Consider the following 20,907-nt stretch of genomic DNA (forward strand, 5'->3'; position numbering starts at 1 on the left):
AACCCAGCCCAGCCACTTCATCAACCGGCTTCTATTCAGTAGCGCAGGGCGGGCAGTAGGGCGAACCGGCCCTGCCATTTCCTTGGCAAGTAGCCGCCTACTTCCCTCCTACCCACTGCCAATTCCTCATCCTTACCCAACCCTTATCATGCGCCGTTTACTTCTTTGCTTTTTGACTGTGGGGCTGCTGAGCGGCTCAAGCCAAGCCGTGGCCCAAACCGTGCTAGAAAAAACCGCCCCCGTGGGCGGCAATTCGCTGGTAACGCTGGACCTGAAACACGCTACTACTATCCGGGTGCGCCCGGCCTCCGACGGGCAGCTACGGGTGCGGGCCACGGTCAGCATCAACCAGAACAAGCTCAACGATGCCTTCACCATGAGCCTGCAAACTACCGGCAACAATCTGCGGGTAGCCTCTGACCTGGACGCCAAGCGCCTGGCCCAGGCCCAACCAGGCGACTGCCCCAACGGCAGTACGCTTTACTACGGCAACTGGGACAATACCAAGGGCGGCGTGCGCGAGGGCCGCGCCGGGGTGTGTGCCGACATTGCCTATGAAATTACGGTGCCGGCCGCTACCAACTTGCGCATCAGCACTATTAGCGGCAACGTGGACGTGCAGGGCCTTACCGGCGAGCTGAACGCCAATTCCATCAGCGGCTTCGTGGACGTGAGCTGGCCCGCGGCCCGCCCCGCCAGCGTGGCCCTGAAAACCATTACCGGCGAAGTGTACACCGACAAGGAAGTAGCCTTCAGCAACCGCCAGCAGAACCCCATTGTCGGGTATGAGGTGAAGGGTGCTTTGGGCGCGGGCACGGGACCAACGCTACGGCTAGAGTCTGTGAGCGGAAACGTTTTTTTCCGGCGGGCCCGGTAGTAGCGCCCGGTTGCGGGCTGGTTTCTCCATCAACCCCTCATTTTGCCCTACCAACGCCGTTTTATGTGTGGCTAACTGGTTGAGGGCCGCGCCGTTCGGCCCCAACGGGGTTCGGTTGGAAAAAGCAGCTGTTTCGGGGGCTAGTCGTCGTGTTGGTTGAATAGCGGCTGCGGGCTATAGCAGGGCCGCTACGTTTGCTGCCGTCTTCACTGTCACCTGAATTCGGCGCTATGCAACCTGCCTCCCTTCCCCTACTCGAAACCCGCGGCCTGCACTTTCACTTCGGCAAGCGGCCCATTCTGCACGATGTCAACCTGCGCGTAGAGCCCGGCAGCATCTACGGTTTCCTGGGCCGAACGGGGCCGGCAAAAGTACTACCATGCGCCTGTTGCTGGGGCTGCTGCGGCCGGCCGCTGGCTCCGTGCACTTGTTCGGGCACGACTTGGCCCGGCACCGGGTAGCCCTGCTGAACCGGGTGGGCGCCCTCATCGAAAATCCTTCCCTGTACGACCACCTCACGGGCCGCGAAAACGTAGAGGCTACCCGCCGCCTGCGCGGGGTAGCGGCCCACCGCACCGCCGAAGTACTGGCACTCGTTGGCCTCACTGACAACGCCCACCGGCCCGCCCGGGAGTACTCTTTGGGCATGCGGCAGCGCCTGGGCCTGGCCATTGCCCTGCTCTCGGACCCCGACTTGCTGCTGCTGGATGAGCCCACGAATGGGTTGGACCCGAATGGCATTATTGAAATGCGGGAGCTGCTGCGTCACTTGCGCCAGGAGCACGGCAAAACCATTGTGGTTAGCAGCCACCTCATCAACGAAATCGAGAAAGTAGCTACCCACGTGGGTGTTATTCAGGAAGGGCGGCTGGTGTTTCAGGGCAGTCTGCCGGATTTGCAGCGTCTGCAAGCCGGCCGGGCCCGGCTGGTGCTGGAAACGGAAAATGCCGACACCTGCCGCAACCTGCTGCCCCGCCTGCTGGCCGGCGCCACGGTAGCCGCACCCGGCACGCTCTGGCTGCCCTGGCTTTCGCGGGAGCACACCGCCGAGCTGGCCGCGGCCCTTACGGCGGCGGGCCAGCCGCTCTACGGCCTGCGCCTGGAGCAGCCCAGCCTCGAAGACACCTTCCTGCACCTCACCGAGGCCAAAGCCGACCTCGTGCAGTAAGCCAGCGCCGCGCATTTCATCCTGCTTATTTCTTATTCCGCCTGACGATGGACGCTACCCTACCCACTGCCCTGCCTACCCTACCCGATTTCGCCGCGCTGCCAACAGCCCCAGCTCCCTTTACGCAGCTGAGGCGCACCCTAGCCACCGATGTGCTCAAGCTGCGGCGCACGGCAGCCCTGCGCCTGACTTTGTTCAGCGGAGCCCTGCCAGTGCTGCTCACCTTCTGCATCTTCTTTTTTAAGGGCCACCTGATTATGAAGGCGGGCGGCGACCCATGGCCCCGCTTTATCAGCATGGCCTGGCAAACGGCGGGCACCCTGCTGCTGCCCTTGTTCGTGGTGCTGCTAACTAGCCTGGTAGTAGCTATTGAAACCAAGGCTACCGCCTGGAAGCACCTATACGCCCAGCCCGTAGGGCGCGGGGCCGTGTTTGGCTCCAAGCTGCTGCTGGTGCTGGCCCTGAATGCCGCCGCGCTGCTGCTCTTTGTGGGCTTGCTGCTAAGCGCCGGCACGCTACTGGGGTTGCTAGAACCCGGGCAAGGCTTCCAGACGCATGTTATTCCCTTCGAGACGGTGGGCTGGATGCTGCTGCGCACCTACCTGGCCACGCTGGGGCTACTGGCGGTGCAGTACGTCGTGAGCCTGTTCTGGCGCTCTTTCGTGGTGCCGGTGGGGGTAGGTATGGGGGCGGTAGTGGCCACGTTTGCCTTGCTGCAATGGGAACACGTCAGCAAGATTCCGTACGCGGCGCCTTTCTTGACGGCCATGTCTTTGCGCGTTTCCAAGGCGGGGGTGCTGGAAGCAGCCCACGAAGTAGCCCAGCACGAATGGTACGCCCTGGCTTGGTTTGGCGGGGTGCTGGTGGCCGGCTACGTGCTGCTCTACCGCCGCAACGTGACCAACTAAGCACTCCGCTTAGTGCCAGCCCGTGGGCGTTGCCGGACGAAAACATAGGGTTGGTTGAATAAACAGTCGGCTCCGGCAACGCCATCGGAGTTTTGCAGTCCTTACCGCTGAATTTCAGTTTCAGTTGCTTCTGCCTGATACGCTGCCGGTTACATTTCATCCCCTGTTTTCTACACTTCAGCTCCGGTCGTTTTGGTTTTTCCCGGTGGCCGCCCTCCTTGCAACTATCTTCTGCTATATCTCATGAAAAACGCTACCCTTCCCCTGCTGCTTACCAGCCTGCTTACGGCTCCCGTCTTCGCCCAAACAGGCCCACCCGCCGGGGCTCCGGCCGCGGGTCAGCGGCCGGCCGGAGCCCCGGCGGGTGCTGCTGCCAAGCCTATCTTGCCCTCGGCCCCCAAAGGAACGGGCCGCCTGGAAGGCACGGTGCTGGATGCTACCACCAAAAAGCCAGTGGAGTTTGCCACCGTTACGCTGCTGCCCTTGAGCGGCAACACGCCCGTTGATGGCGGCGTGTGCGACGAGCGGGGCCGCTTTGCTCTGCGGGGGCTGGCGGCCGGGGAGTTCCGACTGCAAATCAGCTTCGTGGGCTACGCTACCCAAACGCGCAACGTAACGGTTAACTCGGGCCTGACGACGGTAGGAACCGTGCAGCTGGCTTCCTCAGCCCAAAACCTGGCGGGCGTAACGGTCACGGGGGAGCGGGACGTCATTGAGACCAAGCCCGACCGGATTGTGTATAACGCCGAAAAGGACCTGACCAACTCGGGCGGTACGGCCGCCGACGTACTGCGCAAAGTGCCCCTGGTGAACGTGGACCCCGATGGCAACGTGGAGCTGCGCGGCACCAGCAACGTGCGCGTGCTCATCAACAACAAACCCTCGGGCATTGTGGCCTCCTCAGTAGCCGATGCCATGAAGCAGATTCCGGCCGACCAGATCAAGAGCGTAGAAGTTATTACGACGCCTTCGGCCAAGTACGACGCCGAAGGCACGGGCGGCATTATCAACATCATCCTCAAGAAAAATAGCCTGGAAGGCGTAAACGGCTCTGTGGGGCTGGCAGCGGGCACGCGCAGCTCCAACGGCAACGGCACGCTCAACTACCGCAAAGGCAAGGTAGGCCTGAGCAGCTCCGTCAGCGGCTTTGGCTTTTACAGTCCCAACCGCAACGATTTGGTGCGCTACCTGAAAACCCCGGGTGGCGAAAGAGAATCGTTGCGGCAGGAAGGCGACGGCAACACGCTAGGCGGCGGTGGCTTCGGCCGTTTCGGGCTCGATTATGACCCGGCCCAGTACCACAATCTCACGCTGGGTTTGCAGGGTAGCATGTTCCGCAACAGCGGCAACTATGACCAGTTCAACAACGTGCTGCTGCCCGCTGCCACCTCATTTACCCGCGACACTGACCGGCGCTTCCGCACCCAGAGCTACGACTTGAGCGGGGCCTACACCCGCACTTTTGAGCAGAAGCGCCGGGAATGGAGCGTACTGGCCCAGCACACCCGCAACCGCAACGTGCAGGCCTACTACCTCGACCAGTTCGCGGGCCGCTCGGAGGAAAACCAGGCCAAGACGTACCGGGAGGAAAGCGACAACCTGGCCCGCAACCTCGAAACTACCCTGCAAACCGACTACGCCCACCCGTTCTCGGAAACCGCCCTGCTCGAAACCGGCGCCAAGGCCATCCTGCGCCGCGTGAGCAGCGACTACGACGTATTCACCAGCCCCTTTGGATCCTCCAACATCGACCCGGTGTATGATGCCAGCCGCTCCAACCTGTTCGATTATAACCAAGATGTGCTGTCGGGTTACGGAACGTACGGCTTTTCGGCTTCGAAGAAAGTTAGCTTTAAGCTGGGGGCGCGGGTAGAGAATACGCGCATTTCGGGCAGTTTCCAGCAGCAGGAGCAAGACAACTCCAGCGTGTCGCAGAACTACACCAACCTGCTGCCCAACCTGAGCATGAGCTTCCAGCCGAACAACCCCAAGAAGCCCGGCCAGACGTTGCGCCTAGCCTACTCCCGCCGAATCCAGCGCCCCCAAATCTTCTTCCTGAACCCCTTCGTCAATGCCTCCGACAGTTTGAACATCAGCTACGGCGAGCCAGAATTGCGTCCTGAACTGACGGACAGCTACGAGCTGAACTACACCACCTTTGTTAAGGGCTCGGTGCTGAACATGTCGGCCTACGCCCGCCGCACCGGCAACGCTATTGAATCGGTGCGCTTCATTGACCGCAATGGTGTGAATAACCAAACCTTCCGCAACATCGGCCGCAACGCTACCTTCGGGGTGAGCCTGTTTACCTCGGTGAAGCCCGTGCCGAAGTGGGACGTGAGCGGCAACGTAAACGTGTACTACGTGTCGCTGGAAAGCCCAGCCCTGACGTTTGAGGAAGGCAGCATTACCACTTCGGCCTACTCCAACAGCGGGGTGATGTACAACCTGAACCTGAACTCCAGCTACAAGTTCGAGAAGGGCCTGAGCGTGCAGTTCTTCGGTGGCCTGAACTCGCCGCGCATCCAGCTGCAGGGCAGCCAGCGTGCCTGGACGTTCTACTCCCTGGGCTTGCGCAAAACCATGCTCAAGGAAAAGGCCGACCTAACTTTAAATGCCGATAACTTCCTGCAAGCCACCCGCAACCTCAGCTCCACCCTCGACACCGACCAGTTCCGGCAGGTGAGCAACAACTACATCTACCTGCGCGGGGTGCGCCTGGCCTTCAACTACCGCTTTGGCAAAACCACCACCCAGCCCCAGAAGCGCCGCCGCAGCATCCAAAACGACGACACCAAGCAAGGCGAAGGCAACGGCCAAGGTCAGCAATAAGTGAGATGGTGATTCAGTGATTCAGTGATTTGGTGATTGAGTGAAGTGTTGTCCTGGCGAGGAGGCACGACGACGCCATCCTTCCTGACCAACGTGCTACCCTCTGAAACGAGACAAGCCCTTACTTCCCGCACGGAGGTAAGGGCTTGTTACTTTTCTAGGCTTGTCACAGAAGAGAGGACGGATGGCGTCGCTCTGCTCGCCATGACACCACGGTTTACTCAGCTACTCACTCCGTTACTCAATCACTAACTCACTGAATCACCACTTCACCAGTTTTGAAAACAGGTTTATACAAACTAGAATATAGTTGCTGGTTAATTTTTAGCTAGGAGAAGAAAATACTGTCTAGGTTTGAAGCGTTCTGCCACCAATTACACCGGAGCGGACTCCTGTATCAGCACGCACCGGACCTCAGAATATTACGCGCGTTATCCTTTTCCCACTATCCCAATGAAGCATACTGCTACGCTGCTGTTGCTGGCCGCCTTGGCCGCGCCTACGGTTCAGGCGCAAACTACCTCCTCACCTGCTACCCCACCACAGCGGCCAAAGGTCCCGCGCGCATCACGGGCCGCATAGTAGATGCCGCCACCCAGAAGCCCGTGGAGTATGCCACCGTAGCTCTACTGCCCGCCACGGGCACTACCCCACTCACGGGCGGCACCTGCGACGCAGAAGGTCGGTTTGAGTTGAAGGATTTGCCAACCGGCGCTTTTCGGCTGCAAATCAGCTTTGTGGGCTACTCGAGTCAGCTGAAGGACGTGGCGCTTACGGCCGAGCCGCTGAACCTGGGGACGCTCACACTCACGGCTTCTGCCCAGAACCTGGCAGGCGTAACCGTCACGGGGGAGCGGCCCGTCATCGAAACCAAGCCCGACCGGCTGGTGTACAACGCCGACCAGGACGCCACCAACGCCGGGGGCACGGCCGCCGACATTCTGCGCAAAACGCCCATGGTGAACCTGGATGGGGAAGGCAATGTGCAGCTGCGCGGCACCAGCAACGTGCGCATTCTCATCAACAACAAGCCTTCGTCGTTGCTGTCCGGTAACCTGGCCGAGGCACTCAAGCAGATTCCCGCCGACCAGATCAAGGCCATTGAGGTGGTTACTTCGCCCTCGGCCAAGTACGACGCGGAAGGCTCGGGTGGGGTCATCAATATTGTATTGAAGAAGAGCAGCTTGCAGGGTGTGAACGGCAGCGTGGGCGCCAATACCGGCAACCGAAACCAAGGTCTTAACGGCAGCCTGAACGTGAAGCGCGGCAAGTTTGGGGTGAACACCAAGCTCAGCAGCTTCCACAATGTGTACCCTATAAAAGCAGCAACCTGCGCACCGATTTTCTACCCAATGAAACCACTGGTCAGCTTACGGAGCGCACTACCTCCCGCAACGTGGGCAACGGCGGCTACGGACAGTTGGAGCTTACCTACGACCCGTCGCCTCTGCACAGCTTCACGCTCAGCGGCAATGGCAACCTCTACCGCAGCAACTCGCCCCAGGAGTTGTTCAGCCAGTATGCCGGCCAGTCTAGGCGCGATACGCTATACTCCCGCGACATCAACCGCGACGGGGAAAGCCGCAACTACGACCTGAACGCCGGCTATACGCGCACTTTCGGGGAAAAGCAGCCGCGCCGGGAGTGGGCTGTGCTGGCCCAGCACACCCGCAGCCATTCCGACGAAAGCTACCGCCTCGATCAGTATAAATCGGCGGATGTGAAACAAGGGCTACTGGAGTACCGGGAACGAAGCGCCAACCTGGCCAGGAACCTGGAAACCACTCTTCAATCTGATTACACGCACCCGTTCGGCGAGAAAAACACCCTGGAAACCGGGGCCAAGCTCATCCGTCGCCAAGTGAGCAGCGACTATACCCTGGACACCTTGCAGCTAAACCGGCAGGCGGATTTTGCCCGGAGTCCGCGCCGCTCCAATGCCTTTGATTACAGCCAGAACGTGCTGGCGGCTTACGGTACTTACAACTTCGCCGCGGGCAAAAAATACACGTTCAGCCTGGGCACCCGCCTGGAGCGCACCGACATTCAGGGCGAGTTTCAGGGCGAAAACGGCCGTTTCTCGAACGACTACCTGAACGTGCTGCCCAACCTGAGCGCCACCCGCACGCTCAAGAAAGAAGGCCAGACCTTGCGCTTCAGCTTCTCGCGCCGCATTCAGCGCCCGCACATCTACTACCTCAATCCCTACGTCGATCAGGTAACGCCCAACAGCATCCGCTACGGCAACCCCACGCTCCGGCCCGAGGTGACGGATAGCTACGAGCTAAGCTACGGCACCTTCGCCGAGAAAACCTCCCTAAACATTTCGGCGTTTGCGCGGCGCACGGGCAACTCCATTGAGCAGTTCTACCGCTACAACGAGGCGCTGGCCCGCTCCGAAACCACCTACGGCAACCTGGCCACCAACTCCTCCTACGGCCTGAACCTCTACGGCTCGCTTAAGCCTACTAAAGACTGGAACCTGAGCAGCAACATTAGCGGCGACTACACCCGCTTGCGCAGTAAGGTCCTGAACCGCACCAGCAGCCTGGCTTCCATGTACATGAACTTGAATTCGTCGCTGAAATTCAAAACCCACTACACCCTGCAAGGCTACGGCGGCTTCTGGACGGGCGGCGTACAGCTCCAAACGCGCTACTCCGGCGGCGTGTACTACGGCCTGGGTCTCAAGCGTATGCTGTTCAAGGAGAAGGCCGACCTCACGCTCAGTGCCAACAACTTTCTTTCGCCCGGCCGCGAGTTCCGCAACACCACCATCACCGACCAGTTCCGCAGCGTCGGCAGCTTCTACCAGTACCAGCGCTCCGTGCGCTTGGCCTTCAACTACCGCTTCGGTAAGGTAGATGGCAGCGGCCAGCGCCAGCGCCGCACTATCCGCAACGACGACTCCAAGCAAGGCAGTAGCAACACTGGTGGGTAAGTGGTGAAACGGGGAGATGGTGAATGAGTGAGTTGGCTGTTTTGTCATGGCGAGCGGAGCGCGGCCATCCGTCCTCTCTTCTGTGGCCAGCTTGGAAACGAGACAAGCCCTAGGCGCCAGCACGGACGTCAAGGGCTTGTCACATTAGAAGAGGTAGTACTTCGTGAAGGAAAAAATAGCCGCGCTTCGCTCGCCATGACAGAACAGCCAACTCACCATTTCACCATCTCACCGTTTCACCGATTCCAGATTTGCCAGGCGGCTTCGGCTTGGAGGCAGAGCATTTCGAAGCCGTTTTTGGTTTGGGCGCCGGCGGCAGCGCCGCGCTTCATGAATTCAGTTTCGGTGGGGTTATAAATAAGGTCGTAGAGGTAGTGCTGAGATGTGAGGTAGGGGTAAGGAATGGGCGGGCAATCTTCTATGTTGGGCGTGGTACCCAAGGGGGTCGTGTTAACAATCAGCGGATGATCCTGCAGCAGGCGCGGCGTCAGTTCCTCGTAGGTAAGGCCCGCGCCTAGCGCATTGCGCGACACAACCCAATAACCGATGTTTAGCTCCCGGAGGGCAACTTCCACGGCTTTGGAGGCACCACCGCTACCCAGAATGAGGGCGCGCATCTCCGGCAATTTGGCCTTGGGCAAAAAGCCTCGTAACGACTCCCGAAAGCCCACATAGTCGGTGTTGTGCCCAATCAGCTGCCCATCCTCCCGGAACTCAATGACATTCACGGCCCCCACGCGCGCAGCAGAAGGCGCTACCTCGTTGAGGAAGGGCCATACTTGCTCTTTGTACGGAATTGTAACGTTGAGGCCGCGCAGGTTGGGGTGCTGGTGCAGCAGGCCTGGCAGCTCATCCATCGTAGCTAGCTCGAACAGCTCGTAGTGATGATCAGCCAACTCCAGATTGTGAAATTTCTGGGAAAAGTAGGTCTGAGAGAAGGAGTGGCGCAAGGAGCGACCCAAAAGTCCGAATTCAGGCATAAAACACGGGTAATTGCGTTGTAAACAACAACAAAAAACCGTTCAGCCCAACTCAGGCCGAACGGTTTTTATCAGTTAATTACTACATCTGCCTACGCTACCGGACGGCTGCCACTGGGGCGGCGTGCTTTTACGAACTCAAACACAGCCGGTAGCACCGACAGCACAATGATGGCCAACACCACCAGGGAGAAGTTTTTCTGCACAATCGGAATCTGCCCGAAAAAGTAGCCGGCGCCCGTGAGCAACACCACCCACAGCACGGCCCCTACCAGGTTGTACGACAGAAACTTGGTGTAGCTCATGGTGCCTACCCCGGCCACGAACGGCGCAAACGTGCGAATGATAGGAATAAAGCGGGCCAGAATAATGGTTTTGGCCCCGTGCTTCTGGTAGAAAGCCTGAGTCTTCTCAAGGTGGGCCCGCTTCAGAAACCGGGAATTTTCCCGAAACACCCGCGGCCCGAGGTAGTCGCCGATGTGGTAGTTGAGCGTGTCGCCCAGCACGGCGGCCAGAATCAGCAGGCCCATCATGGCCCACACGTTGAGCGGGGAGCCGGGCAGAGCTGCCAACGAGCCGGCCGCGAACAGCAGGGAGTCGCCGGGCAGGAAGGGCAGCACCACTACCCCGGTTTCCACGAAGATGATGAGGAAAAGAATAGCGTAAGTCCAGGCCCCGTAATCCTGAATTATCTCGGCCAGGTGCTTGTCAAGGTGCAGAATAAAGTCGAGCAGATGCTTCAGAATTTCCATAGAGCGGGGGTTGAGCCTGCAAAGAAAGGGGTTTCTGCGTTGCAACTTCTAGTGATGGGCCAGGCTTTTAGCCGGATGCGGCCCCTACCCCGCAGGATCAGCAGACGGTTATACTCCACTTCCAGGTCTTTCACCTCGAAACCCTGCTGGGTTAGGTACGCGGGAGCCGGCTGCCCGGCAATCAAAAGCGGAGCCTGCACTAGGGTGTTGAGCAGCACGGCGCCGCCGGGTTGCAGCACCCGCCGCAACTGCTGCCAGAAACCAGCCTCGCTGAGTTGGTGGGGCAAGGTTAGATCAATGAATAGATCAATAATGACCAAGCCGTACGCGGCCGCGGGGGCAGTAGGCAGCCACGCAAATGCATCGGCGCAGACAATGTGCAGCTGGGCGTCAGGGCGAATGTCGAACTCGGTGGCGGCTAGTTCCACAATGGCTGGGTCCAGCTCCAGGGCCGTGATGGGGCCGGTGTGTTTCCGTTCCCGCCGCAACGTGTCGATGACGGAGCCGCCGCCCATGCCCAGCACCAGCACTGGCACCGTGGGGTCGGGAGCTATGATAAACAGCCCGTAGCGCAAAATTTGCTGAAGTGGGCCGTAGCTGTAATTAGCGTGTTGGGCGTTCAGCACCTTGCGGCCACGGTGCAACTCTACCGTCAACGGCCCGCTGTACCGCGAGTTTATTCGGCGGGAAAGAGGTAGGGCGTAGCTTACCCAGTAGCGTAACGTAGTCAGGAGCTTGTTCATCTGGGCAAACATACGGCCCTTGGGTAAGCCTGGCAGCACGCTTTCTGGGAAGCAACGCTTAGCAGCCCGCCGGCAGGGGCAGCCTCAGCGGGTTACGGGTTGGACTTGGTAACCCTGCTGGCGCAGCAGGGCCAAGAGTCCTTTGGGGCCGCCTAGGTGGGCCGCTCCCACGGCAAAGAATGTGGGCTGGCCGGCAGCCTGCTGGGCAATGGTAGCTAGCCAGCGCTGGTTCCGGTTGTCGAGCAGCATTTCAGCGTAGCCAGGGAAGGAAAAGGCACTGGCGCTAGTTACGGCCCGCAGCTCCTCTATTTTCTGGGCCTTATAGAGCGTAACCAACTGCTGAAACTCCTGCTGGGCCTCCGCTTCGCGAGTAACCAGATCGGCCAGGAGCTGGCTTTGTACGGTGTAGGGTATCTTGTCGAAAAAGCCTAGCTGCTCCTGCACCGTTTCCAGCCCTTGTATTTCCTTGTGCTGCTCCTGGGCCAGCTTCACGAAACTGGTTTCGTAACTAGCCGGGGCACAACCCAGCAGGTTGGAGTAAAGCAGGGAGCTGACAATAAAGGGCTTGAGCATGCTGACCTGGGCAATAGGAATGCCGGCCTTGTCTTTGAGGTAGCTACTAACGCGGGCGTAATCGGCGGCCGACAGCAGCTTGTGCAGGGTTTGGCCGTCGTTCATCTTCATGCCGGCTTTCATGTCCTCAAGCAGCGTAGGGCTATCCATGTCCAGCTCCAGTATGAGTTGCCGGGTGCTGGCGAAGGCCCGTTTGACCGGCTCACTTATGCGCAAGTCCTGGGGACAAATCAGATGAATGGTGCCGTAGAGGTAGGAGGGTTTGGCGAGGCCTTTGCCCGAAACTTTCCACAGCAGCGCATTGGCAGGCGTAGCGGGCGGGGCCGCGACTTTGGCAACGGCGCGGCGCGGGCTACTGGCCGGCTGGGCTTGCCCTTCACCAAGGAAAGTCAGCCACAACGTGCTGAGTAAAGCAATTTTATAAAGCCAGTGCATAATCAGCGCGAAACAGGAAGTACATCTGCTGTTATTCGGCTACAGCGGCGGAGCGTTACGCTTGCACGCATCTTTTTATCGAAAGGGCCATTTCTACTGACCACCAATGCAAAGCCCGCGCTTCCAGAAGGAAACGCGGGCTTGATATCATGTTCAGGAGCAACTTACTGGGCGGCCACGCGCCAGAGCGTGTCGGCCGCATCGTCGGCTACTAGCAAGGCCCCATCCGGCAGCACCGTTACGCCCACCGGGCGGCCATACACTTCCTTCTCCTCAGCATTGGCTACGAAGCCAGTCAGGAAATCTTGCATGGGGCCGCTGGGTTTGCCGTTAGCAAACGGTACGAATACCACTTTATACCCCGAAAACTCCGAGCGGTTCCAGGAGCCGTGCTGCCCAATAAAGGCCCCGCTGCGGTATTGGGCCGGAAAGGCATTGCCCTTATAAAAGGCCAGCCCCAGGGAAGCTGTGTGCGGGCCCAGGGGCACTTCGGGCACTACAGTTTTCTGCACTAAATCGGGCCGTTCTCCTTTGCGGCGGGGGTCTTCGTGCTGGCCGAAGTAAGCGTAGGGCCACCCGTAAAAGGCACCCGGCTTCACGCTGGTTAGGTAGTCGGGCACCAGTTCGTCGCCCAATTCGTCCCGCTCATTCACGGCCGACCAGAGCGTTTGAGTGCCCGGGGCCCAATCCATGCCCACGGGGTTGCGCAGGCCCGCGGCGTACACTTTCTCACCGCTACCGTCAGGGTTAATTTCCAGAATGTTGGCCCGACGCTCTTCTTCCTTGATGCCATGTTCCGCCACGTTGGACGCGGAGCCCACCGACACGTAGATTTTCTCGCCACCGGGGCCCGCCAGCAAGTTGCGCGTCCAGTGGTTGTTGTAGCCCCCGGCCGGTAGGTTCATAATTTTCTGGCCCTGGCCGGTAATTTTGGTTTGACCGGTTTGGTAGGGGTAGCGCCACACCCCGTTGGTATTCGCCACGTAGAAGTAGTTGTCGAGCACCAGCATACCGAAAGGTTGGCTCAGACCTGCCAAAAACGTTTCCCGGGTTTCGGGCTTCCCGTCCTTGTTAGCGTCGCGCAGCAGGGTAATGCGGTTGGCGCTGGTGGCCCGCAAGGACCGGGAAGGGTCCAGGTCCAGGGCAGCCACCACCTTCTTTTTCGGGTCTTGCGGAATGGTATTCGACTCCGCTACCAGCACGTCGCCGTTGGGCAGCACGTAGGTATTGCGCGGACTCTCGAAGCCATCTGCGTATTTGGTTACCACGAAGCCAGCCGGCGCGGTGGGCATTTTGCCCTGGGGCCAGCCGATAACTTTGCTACGCTTGGTGGTAGACTTACTGGCGTAGGGCTGAGGCAGATTAACGGCCGTAGCGGCCGTAGCTACGGTGTCGGCGGGGGTAGTAGCGGCGGCTTCCGCTTTTTCTTGTTTGGAAGGTCCGCTGCAGGCGCCCAACAGCGTCAGCAAGCTCAGGGCGGAGCCGGAAAAATGTTTATTCATGGTAATGGCTAGATCAGTAGAAAGCAAAAGCCCAGCCTCACGCAGCCGGGCTTTTCTCTTACTGAATTGCCGTGGATGAGGTTGGCTTCTGTGGCGCCGTACATCCCAAACAGCTTGCTACTGGGTAGCGTGGGGCAGCACGGCGCTGCTACTAGCTTGGTTGGCAGAAAGGTTTCGGATTGGAAACACGGGCTGTAAAAACAAAAAAGGCTGCGCCCACATATGGCGCAGCCTTTTTTAAGCGGATTCTTCAGGGCCTAGCCGCGGGGCATAGAGGTGCCGGGCTTGCCGGCTACCTTGGGCTCGGGCTTGAACATTTCGTCCACGTTGTCCATGTCCAGGAAGTCGGTGAAGGTGTCGCCGCGTAGGCCTAGGCGGATGGTTTCCAGGCTGATGATTTCGTTGGGGGCGATGTTGCCCAGGTTTACGTTGGCGCCGAGTAGCTTGATAAACCACACCTGCTGGGCTTTTTGCGGAGCTTCCCAGATGATTTTCTCAAAGGGAATCTGGGTCAGGATTTCCTCCACCAGACCGGAGCGTACCTCGCCAGTGCTGCGGAACAGGCCCACGTTGCCGGCCTCCCGCGCTTCCCCGATAACCTTCACGGCGCCGGCTTCCAGCTCGGTTTTCATCTGCGAAATCCACTTGTAGGGCGGAATGATTTTCTCCGCATCTTTGGAGCCTACCTCCGACAGCACGTTCACATCCTGGGCCAGCGTGCGGATGAAATCCAGCTTCTTGTCGTGGTTCAGGTCAATGGAGCCATCGGAAACTTCGGCGTACTCCATGCCAAAGTTTTCTAGCAGCCGGCGGTAATCATCGAACTGGTTCCGGATAATAAAGGCCTCAAACAAGGTTCCGCCGAAGTACACCGGGATGCCGGCTTCCTTGTACACTGCTAGCTTGCGCTTCAGGTTGGGATTGACGTAGGACGTGGCCCACCCTAGCTTCACAATGTCGGTGTAGGCGGCCCCTACTTCCAGAAAGTCCTCCGCTTCGCGTACGCTAAGGCCTTTGTCCATGACCATGGTAAAGCCCTGCTCGCGGGGTTTTTGGGTGCGCTCGGGAGTTGGTTGAGGGTGTAATTCATGTTGTAAGACCTAGAGTCAGATGAACGTGAAAGCAGCGCCAGGCTTCGAAACCATGCCAAAGCCAAGTAGTGCCGCGCCCAAAAGTACGCCCGAATTCTGTAACCGCTTAGAAAAGGCGAGGCCCCCGCAAGCACTGGCTACATAGCCGGTACCCGCAGAGGCCCCCGTTTAACCGAAAGTAACGCCTATTTCCGATACTGATCAATCAGACGGGCCAGGGCCTTCTGCGACTCCAACTCCGGGAAGTAATCGAACAGCAAACGGTGCTTGTCGAAGTCCAGCACCAAGGCGTTTTCCAGGCACTCGTAGGCTTCGCGGTACCGGCCGCCAGCTAGCAGGTAGGCGCATAGGCGGTAATGCAGCTCAGCCTCCATGGGCTGAATTTCTACGGCATTGCGCATCAGGTCAATGGCCCCATCGAAGTTGCCCTGCTCATACAGGATGATGCTCCAGTTCAGCCACGCATCCTTATTATCGGGGGCTACTTCCACGGCCTTCTCATAGGCCTCGATAGACGATACGATGTTGCCAATCTGGTACTCGGCGGCGGCCAGGGCCAGCCAGTACTCTACGCTTTCCTCATAAAGGCTCACGGCCTTGCGGAAGAAATGAATGGCCTCGAAGTACTTTTCCTGCACGTTCATCACAATGCCGATGCCAAACCAGGCTTCATCCATCTCGGCGTCCAGGTCGATGGCACGCTGGTAGAACCGGCGGGCCAGGTCCCATTCGGCCAGCTTCTCGTGGCACTCGCCAATGTTGCACAGAGCTTCCGGGCTGGGCTCCCCCTCGGGGTGGCTCAGTTCAAACTCACTAATGGCGGCGCGGTAGCGCTCCTGCGTGACGTACACGCTGGCTAGAAATCCGTGCGCCTCGTAGAACTTGCCGTCAATTAGGATGGCATAGTCAAAGGCACTGATGGCTTCATCGAGCTTGCCCGCCCGGTAGTAGGCCTGGCCCAGGTTGTACCAGGCTACCGCTGAGTAGGGGTCGTCATCAGTGAAGCGGCGAAAGAAATCCAGGTTTTTCTCCAGCCGCTCGCTCACTTCCAGGCAATACAGCAGCTCTTGCACTGCCACATCGTTGTCGGGGTTCAGGCGCAGACTTTGCTTGTAGTACTTGGCAGCACTCTTGAACTTCTGCCAGCTCTGGTAAGCTAGCCCCAAGTTGAAGAAGATGTCGTCGCGGTCCTGGGCGCGTTCCGCGGCCTGGTGGAAAAAGGCAATGGCCTCGGCAAACTCGCCTTTTTGGGTGGCAATAATGCCGCGGGTCACCGCCACATCGGGGTTGTCGGGGTCGAGCAGGGCTACGTCCTCAATCTGGCTGCTGGCGGCGGCATACTCGCCCTTCATGGCCAGCACCTGGGAGCGGTCAATCAGGAGTTCGGTACTGAAAGGATATTGCGCAATACCTGCTTCGCAGGCTTGCAGGGCTTTTTCGTACTGAGTAGTGGTGGTATAATGGTCGATGATGTTCTCAAAATCGGCCAAGTCAAAAAACACGGGTTCGTTGAGGGCTACCATCTGCTCAAAACGGCGCACGGTAGCTTCTACTTCTTCCCGATCCTCAAAATTCTCGTTCATTCTCATTCTGCTACAATCGACACGCCGCCGCCAAAACGGCAGACTTCGTGGGTCAGTGAGGGCATTTTCAGCGGAAAGCACCTCCCGCCCTGAATATACAATAACCGCACCGGAGGCCGATGGGTTCTGGAGGAGTAATGGAGTAAATAAGGAGCAGCATTAGCGAGCGGGTAAGGGCTGACAGCCCTACTGATGCTGTTATCTATTTACTCCGCTACTCTGCACAAGTCCGGCACAGCACCAACTAATAGTGTCCGCCAAGGGCCGGAAGCGAAATGCCAAGGCTTGCTCAATTTTAGTGGCGCGGTATTCGGTGGCCCGGCGGCCGGCGCGGGCCGTGTCCTTGGTAATGAGCGGACGGGCCCCGGTAAGCAAGGACCGCACGTGTTCCAGGCGCCAAATGGTTTCGGCGGCCCAGTCGGGTACGGCTACGGTGGGTGGACGCTTGTTAAAGCAGGCCGCAGCCTGGGTCATGAACTCGCGCAGGGGTAGGGCGCCGGCATTTACGACGTAGCGCTGACCACTGTAATTCGTGTCAAGAGTGAGGCGCACCAAGATGTCTACCACGTCCCGCACATCTACCAGGTTAATGCTGCCCGGCGTATAGAATCGGTGCTCATTATAGGCGTAGCGAAACAAGCGGGTGCTACTTCGGTCCCAGTCGGCCGGCCCGAGGATAACCGAAGGGTTAATCATTACAGCCTGCAACCCTTCTGACACGCCGCGCCACACTTCCAGCTCGCCCAGATATTTAGAGGTAGCATAAGCGTTGTGCTCAGCGCCCAAATCCCACTTGGCATTTTCATCAAGCACCAGCGGCCCGGCTGCCGTCGGCTGCTCCGGCCCCGGCACGGTGCCGCCCAACGCTGCTACCGACGAAACGAAGCCTAACCGAATACCAGGGCGCTCCAGGCACGCGTCCACGAGGTTAGCGGCTCCTTCTACGTTTATCTGCTGCAGCAAGTCCTCATCCTGGGGCGCGTAGGACACCAGCCCTGCGCAGTGAAACACGTGCGTAACGCCTTCCAAAGCCGCCCGCAACCCCAGCCCATCCCGGATGTCGCCCTCTACCCATTCTACCTGCTCGGCAGACTCCAGAGCGGGCGGTTGCTGCCGATAAAGCGCCCGTACGGGTAGTCCGCGCTGCCGCAACGCCGAGATTACAAAGCTCCCTACTAAGCCGCTGCCGCCAGTGACGAAAATCATGAAGTGGGGGTAACTTATGAAGAAGGAAAAAAGCGGCGTTTACAGCGTAGAATTCAGCAGGGGCAGAGCCAGCAACTTGGGCAGGTACTCGCTTAGCAGCACTTTGCTCCGAATGCTGTCCACGTGCTTGAGGTTATGAGCATCGGTGCCTACCATGTCCACCAGCCCCGCGTCGATGAGCTTTTCGGCCACGCGCTTGGCTCCGGCTGAGTAGTAACCGGTTAAGGAGTTCAGATTCATTTGCATCAGCACGCCCTCCTCCCGAATCCGAACCAGCTCTTCGAACCGGCCATAGAGGTAGGTATACCGCTCCGGGTGCGCCATAACGGGCCGGTAGCCGGCGGCTTTCAGCTTGAACATTATCTCCTGGAGGTTGAAGGGCTCATTGATGTAAGACGTCTCGAACAGCACGTAGCGCTGCTCGCCCCCAAAGCTCAACAGCTCTTCGTTATCCTCCAGCTTGCGGGCCAGGCTCTCATCCATGTAGTATTCAGCCGCGCACTCCAGCTCTACCCCAGAAATGTTTGCCTGAACAGCAGCAGTCCGCAACACGTCTAGCGCCCCCGGATGCCGGCTGGCGTATTCCGGTAGAAGTCCCCCATAATGTGAGGAGTCATTACCAGCTTTCGGTAGCCCAGGTCCTGCAACTGCTGTAGCAGCACCAGCGACTGTTCCAGGGTTTCGGCTCCGTCGTCGAGACCGGGCAGGAGGTGGGAGTGCATGTCGGCGCCCAGTACGGCCAGCGTAACGGGTAGCGTATTGTCGTCCGGGGTAGGGCGCCCGAATAATTTCTGAAAGAAAGACATAGCTGACGTTGGGCCGGGTTAGGAATTTCGCTTCCGCAACCGACTCAGCAGGCCACCTTTGGGGCTGTGTCCTCGTAGTAGCCCTGGCCATACCCGTACCCGTAGCCGTACCCATACCCGTAGCCATAGCCGCCACTGCCCTGAGCATCGTTCAGAATGGTGCAGAGCTTAGTGAAGCCATTCACCCGCATCAGCTTATTGATATTCTTCAGGAAAGCCTTCTTAGAGTAGTTGGCGCGCACAATGTAAATCGGCACATCAGCCTTGCGCATAATCAGGATACCATCCGTTACCAAGCCAACGGGCGGGGTATCAATCATCACCACGTCATAAGACTCGTGCAGGCTTTGAATCAGCTCGTCGAAACGGTTGCTTAGAATTAGTTCCGAGGGATTGGGTGGGGTAGGACCAGCTGAAATAAAATCCAGGGTTGGAATGCTGGTATGCTGCACGCATTCCTGCCACGTGTGCTTCTCAATCAGGATAGTACTTACCCCTTTCACGTTTTCTGCATCAAAAGCCAGGTTTACCTTGGGCTTACGCATATCCAGGTCCAGGATGATTACACGCTGGTCAGAGGCAGCAATAATGCCGGCTAGGTTTACCGTCACGAAGGTTTTGCCCTCACCGCTAATGGTCGACGTAATAGAAATCAGGCGTTTCTTCTTGGAAGAAGCCATGAACTCCAGGTTGGTTCGGATGGAACGTATGGACTCGGAAATGGCCGATTTCGGATTTTTATCCACTACCAGCTTCGATACGGCCATCTTCTCCTTATCGTACGTTGGGATAATACCTAGTACGGAGGCAGAGGTAGCCCGCTCCAATTCCCGAATGTTGGTCACGGTGTTGTGCATGAGGTACCGGACGGCAATCAGACCCAGGCCTAGAATAATACCCGCCGCCAGGCCAATGGCGTACACCATCAGCTTCACTGGCGAAATAGGCGCCGAAGGCATGGTAGCCGGTGACAGAATTTGGAAATCGGCGGTAGTACCGGCCATGGAAATGCCAAACTCAATCTTTTTGTCCATCATGTTCAAATTGTACTTCTCGTACAATTCGAGGGGACGCTGAAGCCGGGCTTGCTCCGTCTGCTTCTCAGGTAGGGCCCGTAGTCGGCTCTCCAGCTCGGCCCGCTTGGCATCCATTTTCAGCAGCTGTTGCCGCACCAATTGCTGATTACGCCGCAGCAGCTCCCGAATTATCTTCTTGGTGTTATCTATCCGCTGTTCTTTTAACTGCAGAGCGGTAGTAGCGCCGGGCTGATAGGACAGCTCGGCTCGCTCTAAATCTAATTGCAAGTCGCTTAGCTCCACAATCCGCTGCGAAAGTTGTTCATCCTTCAGCTCACCTAAGGCCGGTATGCTCTGAAAAACGTCACCGTCCTCCCGGTTGGTTAAGCGTCGCTGGGCCAACAGACGCTCTAGTTCCAGAAGCACATCAGACTCTTCTTGTAACTTTTCTCGCTCTTTCTCCTGCTCTTCGAGAGCCGTGGTAATCATAGCTACATCGGCCTTGATGTCATAGGTGCCGTTGCGCTTCACAAAGGACTGCATGTTCTCCTCTGCCTGCTGCAAATCCTTACGGTTTTCGCCCAGTTGCTCATTGATGTAGCGCGTGGCACGAGCAGCTTGTTCCTGCTTGCGGGCCAGCTTCTCTACCAGGTAAACCGAATCAATCTTATTGACAATGTCGTGAGCTTTGCGCGGGTTGTGGTCCGTGAAGGAAATACCGATGATGTTGGCATCGGCATTGCCGATTTCTACCGTCAGATTTTTGCTTAGATAAGCATTCAGACTAGCTTCGTCATTGATGACAAAGTGGTAGTTGGGCTCCAGAGCAGCCGCGTTATATTGATTGGTAGGAAATATTTGTAGGGTAAAGCCCAGCGCGCGAATAATTTGTCCAAAAGCGTACTCTCCGCCGCCTTCCTGGCCGTTGTGCTCATATTGCAGCCGCACCCGGTTGCCCGGTAGCAGCTTTAGCCCAAATTTCACGTTATACACTGCCTCGGGGGTGGCAACGTACTCGACCCGGAACGGAGAGGTGCGGTACAACTCATTCTCCAGGACGGTGCCCTGAACGTAGTAGTTCACGGCTAAGTCCAGGGAGTCTTTTAGCCGCTGATAAATAATATCCGACTTAATAAGCTCTACCTCACCGGAGAGCTTATTAATGCTTTGCTGCTTTTCAGCTTGCGCACCTATACCCTCCAGTCCTAGCAAGCCGGCTTCCGTTTTCTCATCAATTTTGATGGAGGAAGATGACAAGTACAGGGGCGGCGTGTAGCGCAGGAACAACCAGGAGGCAGTCAGGCCCAGCAGAATGAGCAAGAGCATCCAGGGCAGGCTCTTGCGCACTACCATTAATAAGGTGGTCAGGTCCAGCCCGCCGCCTTCGTCCTCTTCCTCGGCTTCGCCGCCTGCATTCCGAATTAGTTCTTCCAGATCAGCCTCTTCTTTCGCCGCCATGTAGTAATGAGTAGTGAAAACAGCTCCTTGGAAATG

15 protein-coding genes and 2 pseudogenes are annotated in these 20,907 nt (G+C 58.3%); 6 read left to right on the forward strand and 11 right to left on the reverse strand.

Going from position 1 to position 20,907, the window contains the following annotated elements; translation table 11 throughout:
* The first annotated feature begins 148 nt into the window (after positions 1-148).
* From MUN84_RS08550 to MUN84_RS08575, 6 genes and pseudogenes are all read left to right on the forward strand, one after another.
* Positions 149-877, forward strand: a complete 729-nt coding sequence (locus MUN84_RS08550) for a hypothetical protein (protein ID WP_244697504.1) — start codon at positions 149-151, stop codon at positions 875-877.
* Positions 878-1,256: 379 nt separating this feature from the next.
* Positions 1,257-2,045 carry an ABC transporter ATP-binding protein gene (locus tag MUN84_RS08555; protein WP_244697508.1) on the forward strand — a complete coding sequence of 263 codons (789 nt, stop codon included), beginning with the start codon at positions 1,257-1,259 and terminating at the stop codon, positions 2,043-2,045.
* Between the two features lie 47 nt (positions 2,046-2,092).
* Positions 2,093-2,953: an ABC transporter permease gene (locus MUN84_RS08560; RefSeq protein WP_244697509.1), complete on the forward strand. Its 861-nt coding sequence runs from the start codon at positions 2,093-2,095 to the stop codon at positions 2,951-2,953.
* A 243-nt stretch (positions 2,954-3,196) separates the two neighbouring features.
* Positions 3,197-5,785: an outer membrane beta-barrel family protein gene (locus tag MUN84_RS08565; RefSeq protein WP_244697510.1), complete on the forward strand. Its 2,589-nt coding sequence runs from the start codon at positions 3,197-3,199 to the stop codon at positions 5,783-5,785.
* A 578-nt stretch (positions 5,786-6,363) separates the two neighbouring features.
* Positions 6,364-6,930, forward strand: a pseudogene (locus MUN84_RS22905) (carboxypeptidase-like regulatory domain-containing protein); the annotation flags it as partial.
* A gap of 251 nt (positions 6,931-7,181) precedes the next feature.
* On the forward strand, positions 7,182-8,726 hold the full coding sequence (locus tag MUN84_RS08575; RefSeq protein ID WP_262920677.1) for an outer membrane beta-barrel family protein: 1,545 nt from the start codon (positions 7,182-7,184) through the stop codon (positions 8,724-8,726).
* A gap of 236 nt (positions 8,727-8,962) precedes the next feature.
* Here the strand turns inward: MUN84_RS08575 and MUN84_RS08580 are convergent, their stop codons facing one another.
* The 11 genes and pseudogenes from MUN84_RS08580 to MUN84_RS08625 form a co-directional block, all read right to left on the reverse strand.
* Positions 8,963-9,706: a shikimate dehydrogenase family protein gene (locus tag MUN84_RS08580; RefSeq protein ID WP_244697512.1), complete on the reverse strand. Its 744-nt coding sequence runs from the start codon at positions 9,704-9,706 to the stop codon at positions 8,963-8,965.
* Between the two features lie 92 nt (positions 9,707-9,798).
* On the reverse strand, positions 9,799-10,458 hold the full coding sequence (locus MUN84_RS08585; RefSeq protein WP_244697513.1) for a DedA family protein: 660 nt from the start codon (positions 10,456-10,458) through the stop codon (positions 9,799-9,801).
* Positions 10,446-11,240: a spermidine synthase gene (locus MUN84_RS08590; RefSeq protein WP_244697517.1), complete on the reverse strand. Its 795-nt coding sequence runs from the start codon at positions 11,238-11,240 to the stop codon at positions 10,446-10,448. Before MUN84_RS08590 ends, MUN84_RS08585 begins: the two co-directional genes overlap by 13 nt.
* A gap of 45 nt (positions 11,241-11,285) precedes the next feature.
* Positions 11,286-12,209, reverse strand: coding sequence for a TraB/GumN family protein (locus MUN84_RS08595; protein WP_244697518.1), 924 nt, complete (start codon positions 12,207-12,209; stop codon positions 11,286-11,288).
* 164 nt (positions 12,210-12,373) lie between these two features.
* Positions 12,374-13,711 carry a PQQ-dependent sugar dehydrogenase gene (locus tag MUN84_RS08600; protein WP_244697519.1) on the reverse strand — a complete coding sequence of 446 codons (1,338 nt, stop codon included), beginning with the start codon at positions 13,709-13,711 and terminating at the stop codon, positions 12,374-12,376.
* Between the two features lie 257 nt (positions 13,712-13,968).
* Positions 13,969-14,801: pseudogene (locus MUN84_RS08605) on the reverse strand (phosphosulfolactate synthase).
* A 186-nt stretch (positions 14,802-14,987) separates the two neighbouring features.
* Positions 14,988-16,385, reverse strand: coding sequence for a tetratricopeptide repeat protein (locus MUN84_RS08610; protein WP_244697520.1), 1,398 nt, complete (start codon positions 16,383-16,385; stop codon positions 14,988-14,990).
* 198 nt (positions 16,386-16,583) lie between these two features.
* Positions 16,584-17,591 (reverse strand): NAD-dependent epimerase/dehydratase family protein, encoded by a 1,008-nt coding sequence (locus MUN84_RS08615; RefSeq protein WP_244697521.1) that lies wholly within the window; start codon positions 17,589-17,591, stop codon positions 16,584-16,586.
* A gap of 39 nt (positions 17,592-17,630) precedes the next feature.
* Positions 17,631-18,143: a CpsB/CapC family capsule biosynthesis tyrosine phosphatase gene (locus MUN84_RS08620; RefSeq protein WP_262920678.1), complete on the reverse strand. Its 513-nt coding sequence runs from the start codon at positions 18,141-18,143 to the stop codon at positions 17,631-17,633.
* Between the two features lie 2 nt (positions 18,144-18,145).
* Entirely contained in the window at positions 18,146-18,397 is a 252-nt protein-coding gene (locus MUN84_RS22910) for a CpsB/CapC family capsule biosynthesis tyrosine phosphatase (protein WP_262920679.1), read from the reverse strand.
* 44 nt (positions 18,398-18,441) lie between these two features.
* A complete protein-coding gene (locus MUN84_RS08625) occupies positions 18,442-20,871 on the reverse strand; it encodes a GumC family protein (protein WP_244697522.1) in 2,430 nt (809 codons plus the stop codon).
* Between the last annotated feature and the right edge of the window lie 36 nt (positions 20,872-20,907).

This window comes from Hymenobacter sp. 5516J-16 (assembly GCF_022919335.1).
GTDB lineage: Bacteria > Bacteroidota > Bacteroidia > Cytophagales > Hymenobacteraceae > Hymenobacter > Hymenobacter sublimis.

Coding starts and splice junctions, on each gene's coding strand:
- MUN84_RS08550 (WP_244697504.1), top strand. CDS start 149: ATGCGCCGTTTACTTCTTTGCTTTTTGACTGTGGGGCTGCTGAGCGGC.
- MUN84_RS08555 (WP_244697508.1), top strand. CDS start 1,257: ATGCGCCTGTTGCTGGGGCTGCTGCGGCCGGCCGCTGGCTCCGTGCAC.
- MUN84_RS08560 (WP_244697509.1), top strand. CDS start 2,093: ATGGACGCTACCCTACCCACTGCCCTGCCTACCCTACCCGATTTCGCC.
- MUN84_RS08565 (WP_244697510.1), top strand. CDS start 3,197: ATGAAAAACGCTACCCTTCCCCTGCTGCTTACCAGCCTGCTTACGGCT.
- MUN84_RS08580 (WP_244697512.1), bottom strand. CDS start 9,706: ATGCCTGAATTCGGACTTTTGGGTCGCTCCTTGCGCCACTCCTTCTCT.
- MUN84_RS08585 (WP_244697513.1), bottom strand. CDS start 10,458: ATGGAAATTCTGAAGCATCTGCTCGACTTTATTCTGCACCTTGACAAG.
- MUN84_RS08595 (WP_244697518.1), bottom strand. CDS start 12,209: ATGCACTGGCTTTATAAAATTGCTTTACTCAGCACGTTGTGGCTGACT.
- MUN84_RS08600 (WP_244697519.1), bottom strand. CDS start 13,711: ATGAATAAACATTTTTCCGGCTCCGCCCTGAGCTTGCTGACGCTGTTG.
- MUN84_RS08610 (WP_244697520.1), bottom strand. CDS start 16,385: ATGAACGAGAATTTTGAGGATCGGGAAGAAGTAGAAGCTACCGTGCGC.
- MUN84_RS08615 (WP_244697521.1), bottom strand. CDS start 17,591: ATGATTTTCGTCACTGGCGGCAGCGGCTTAGTAGGGAGCTTTGTAATC.
- MUN84_RS22910 (WP_262920679.1), bottom strand. CDS start 18,397: ATGTCTTTCTTTCAGAAATTATTCGGGCGCCCTACCCCGGACGACAAT.
- MUN84_RS08625 (WP_244697522.1), bottom strand. CDS start 20,871: ATGGCGGCGAAAGAAGAGGCTGATCTGGAAGAACTAATTCGGAATGCA.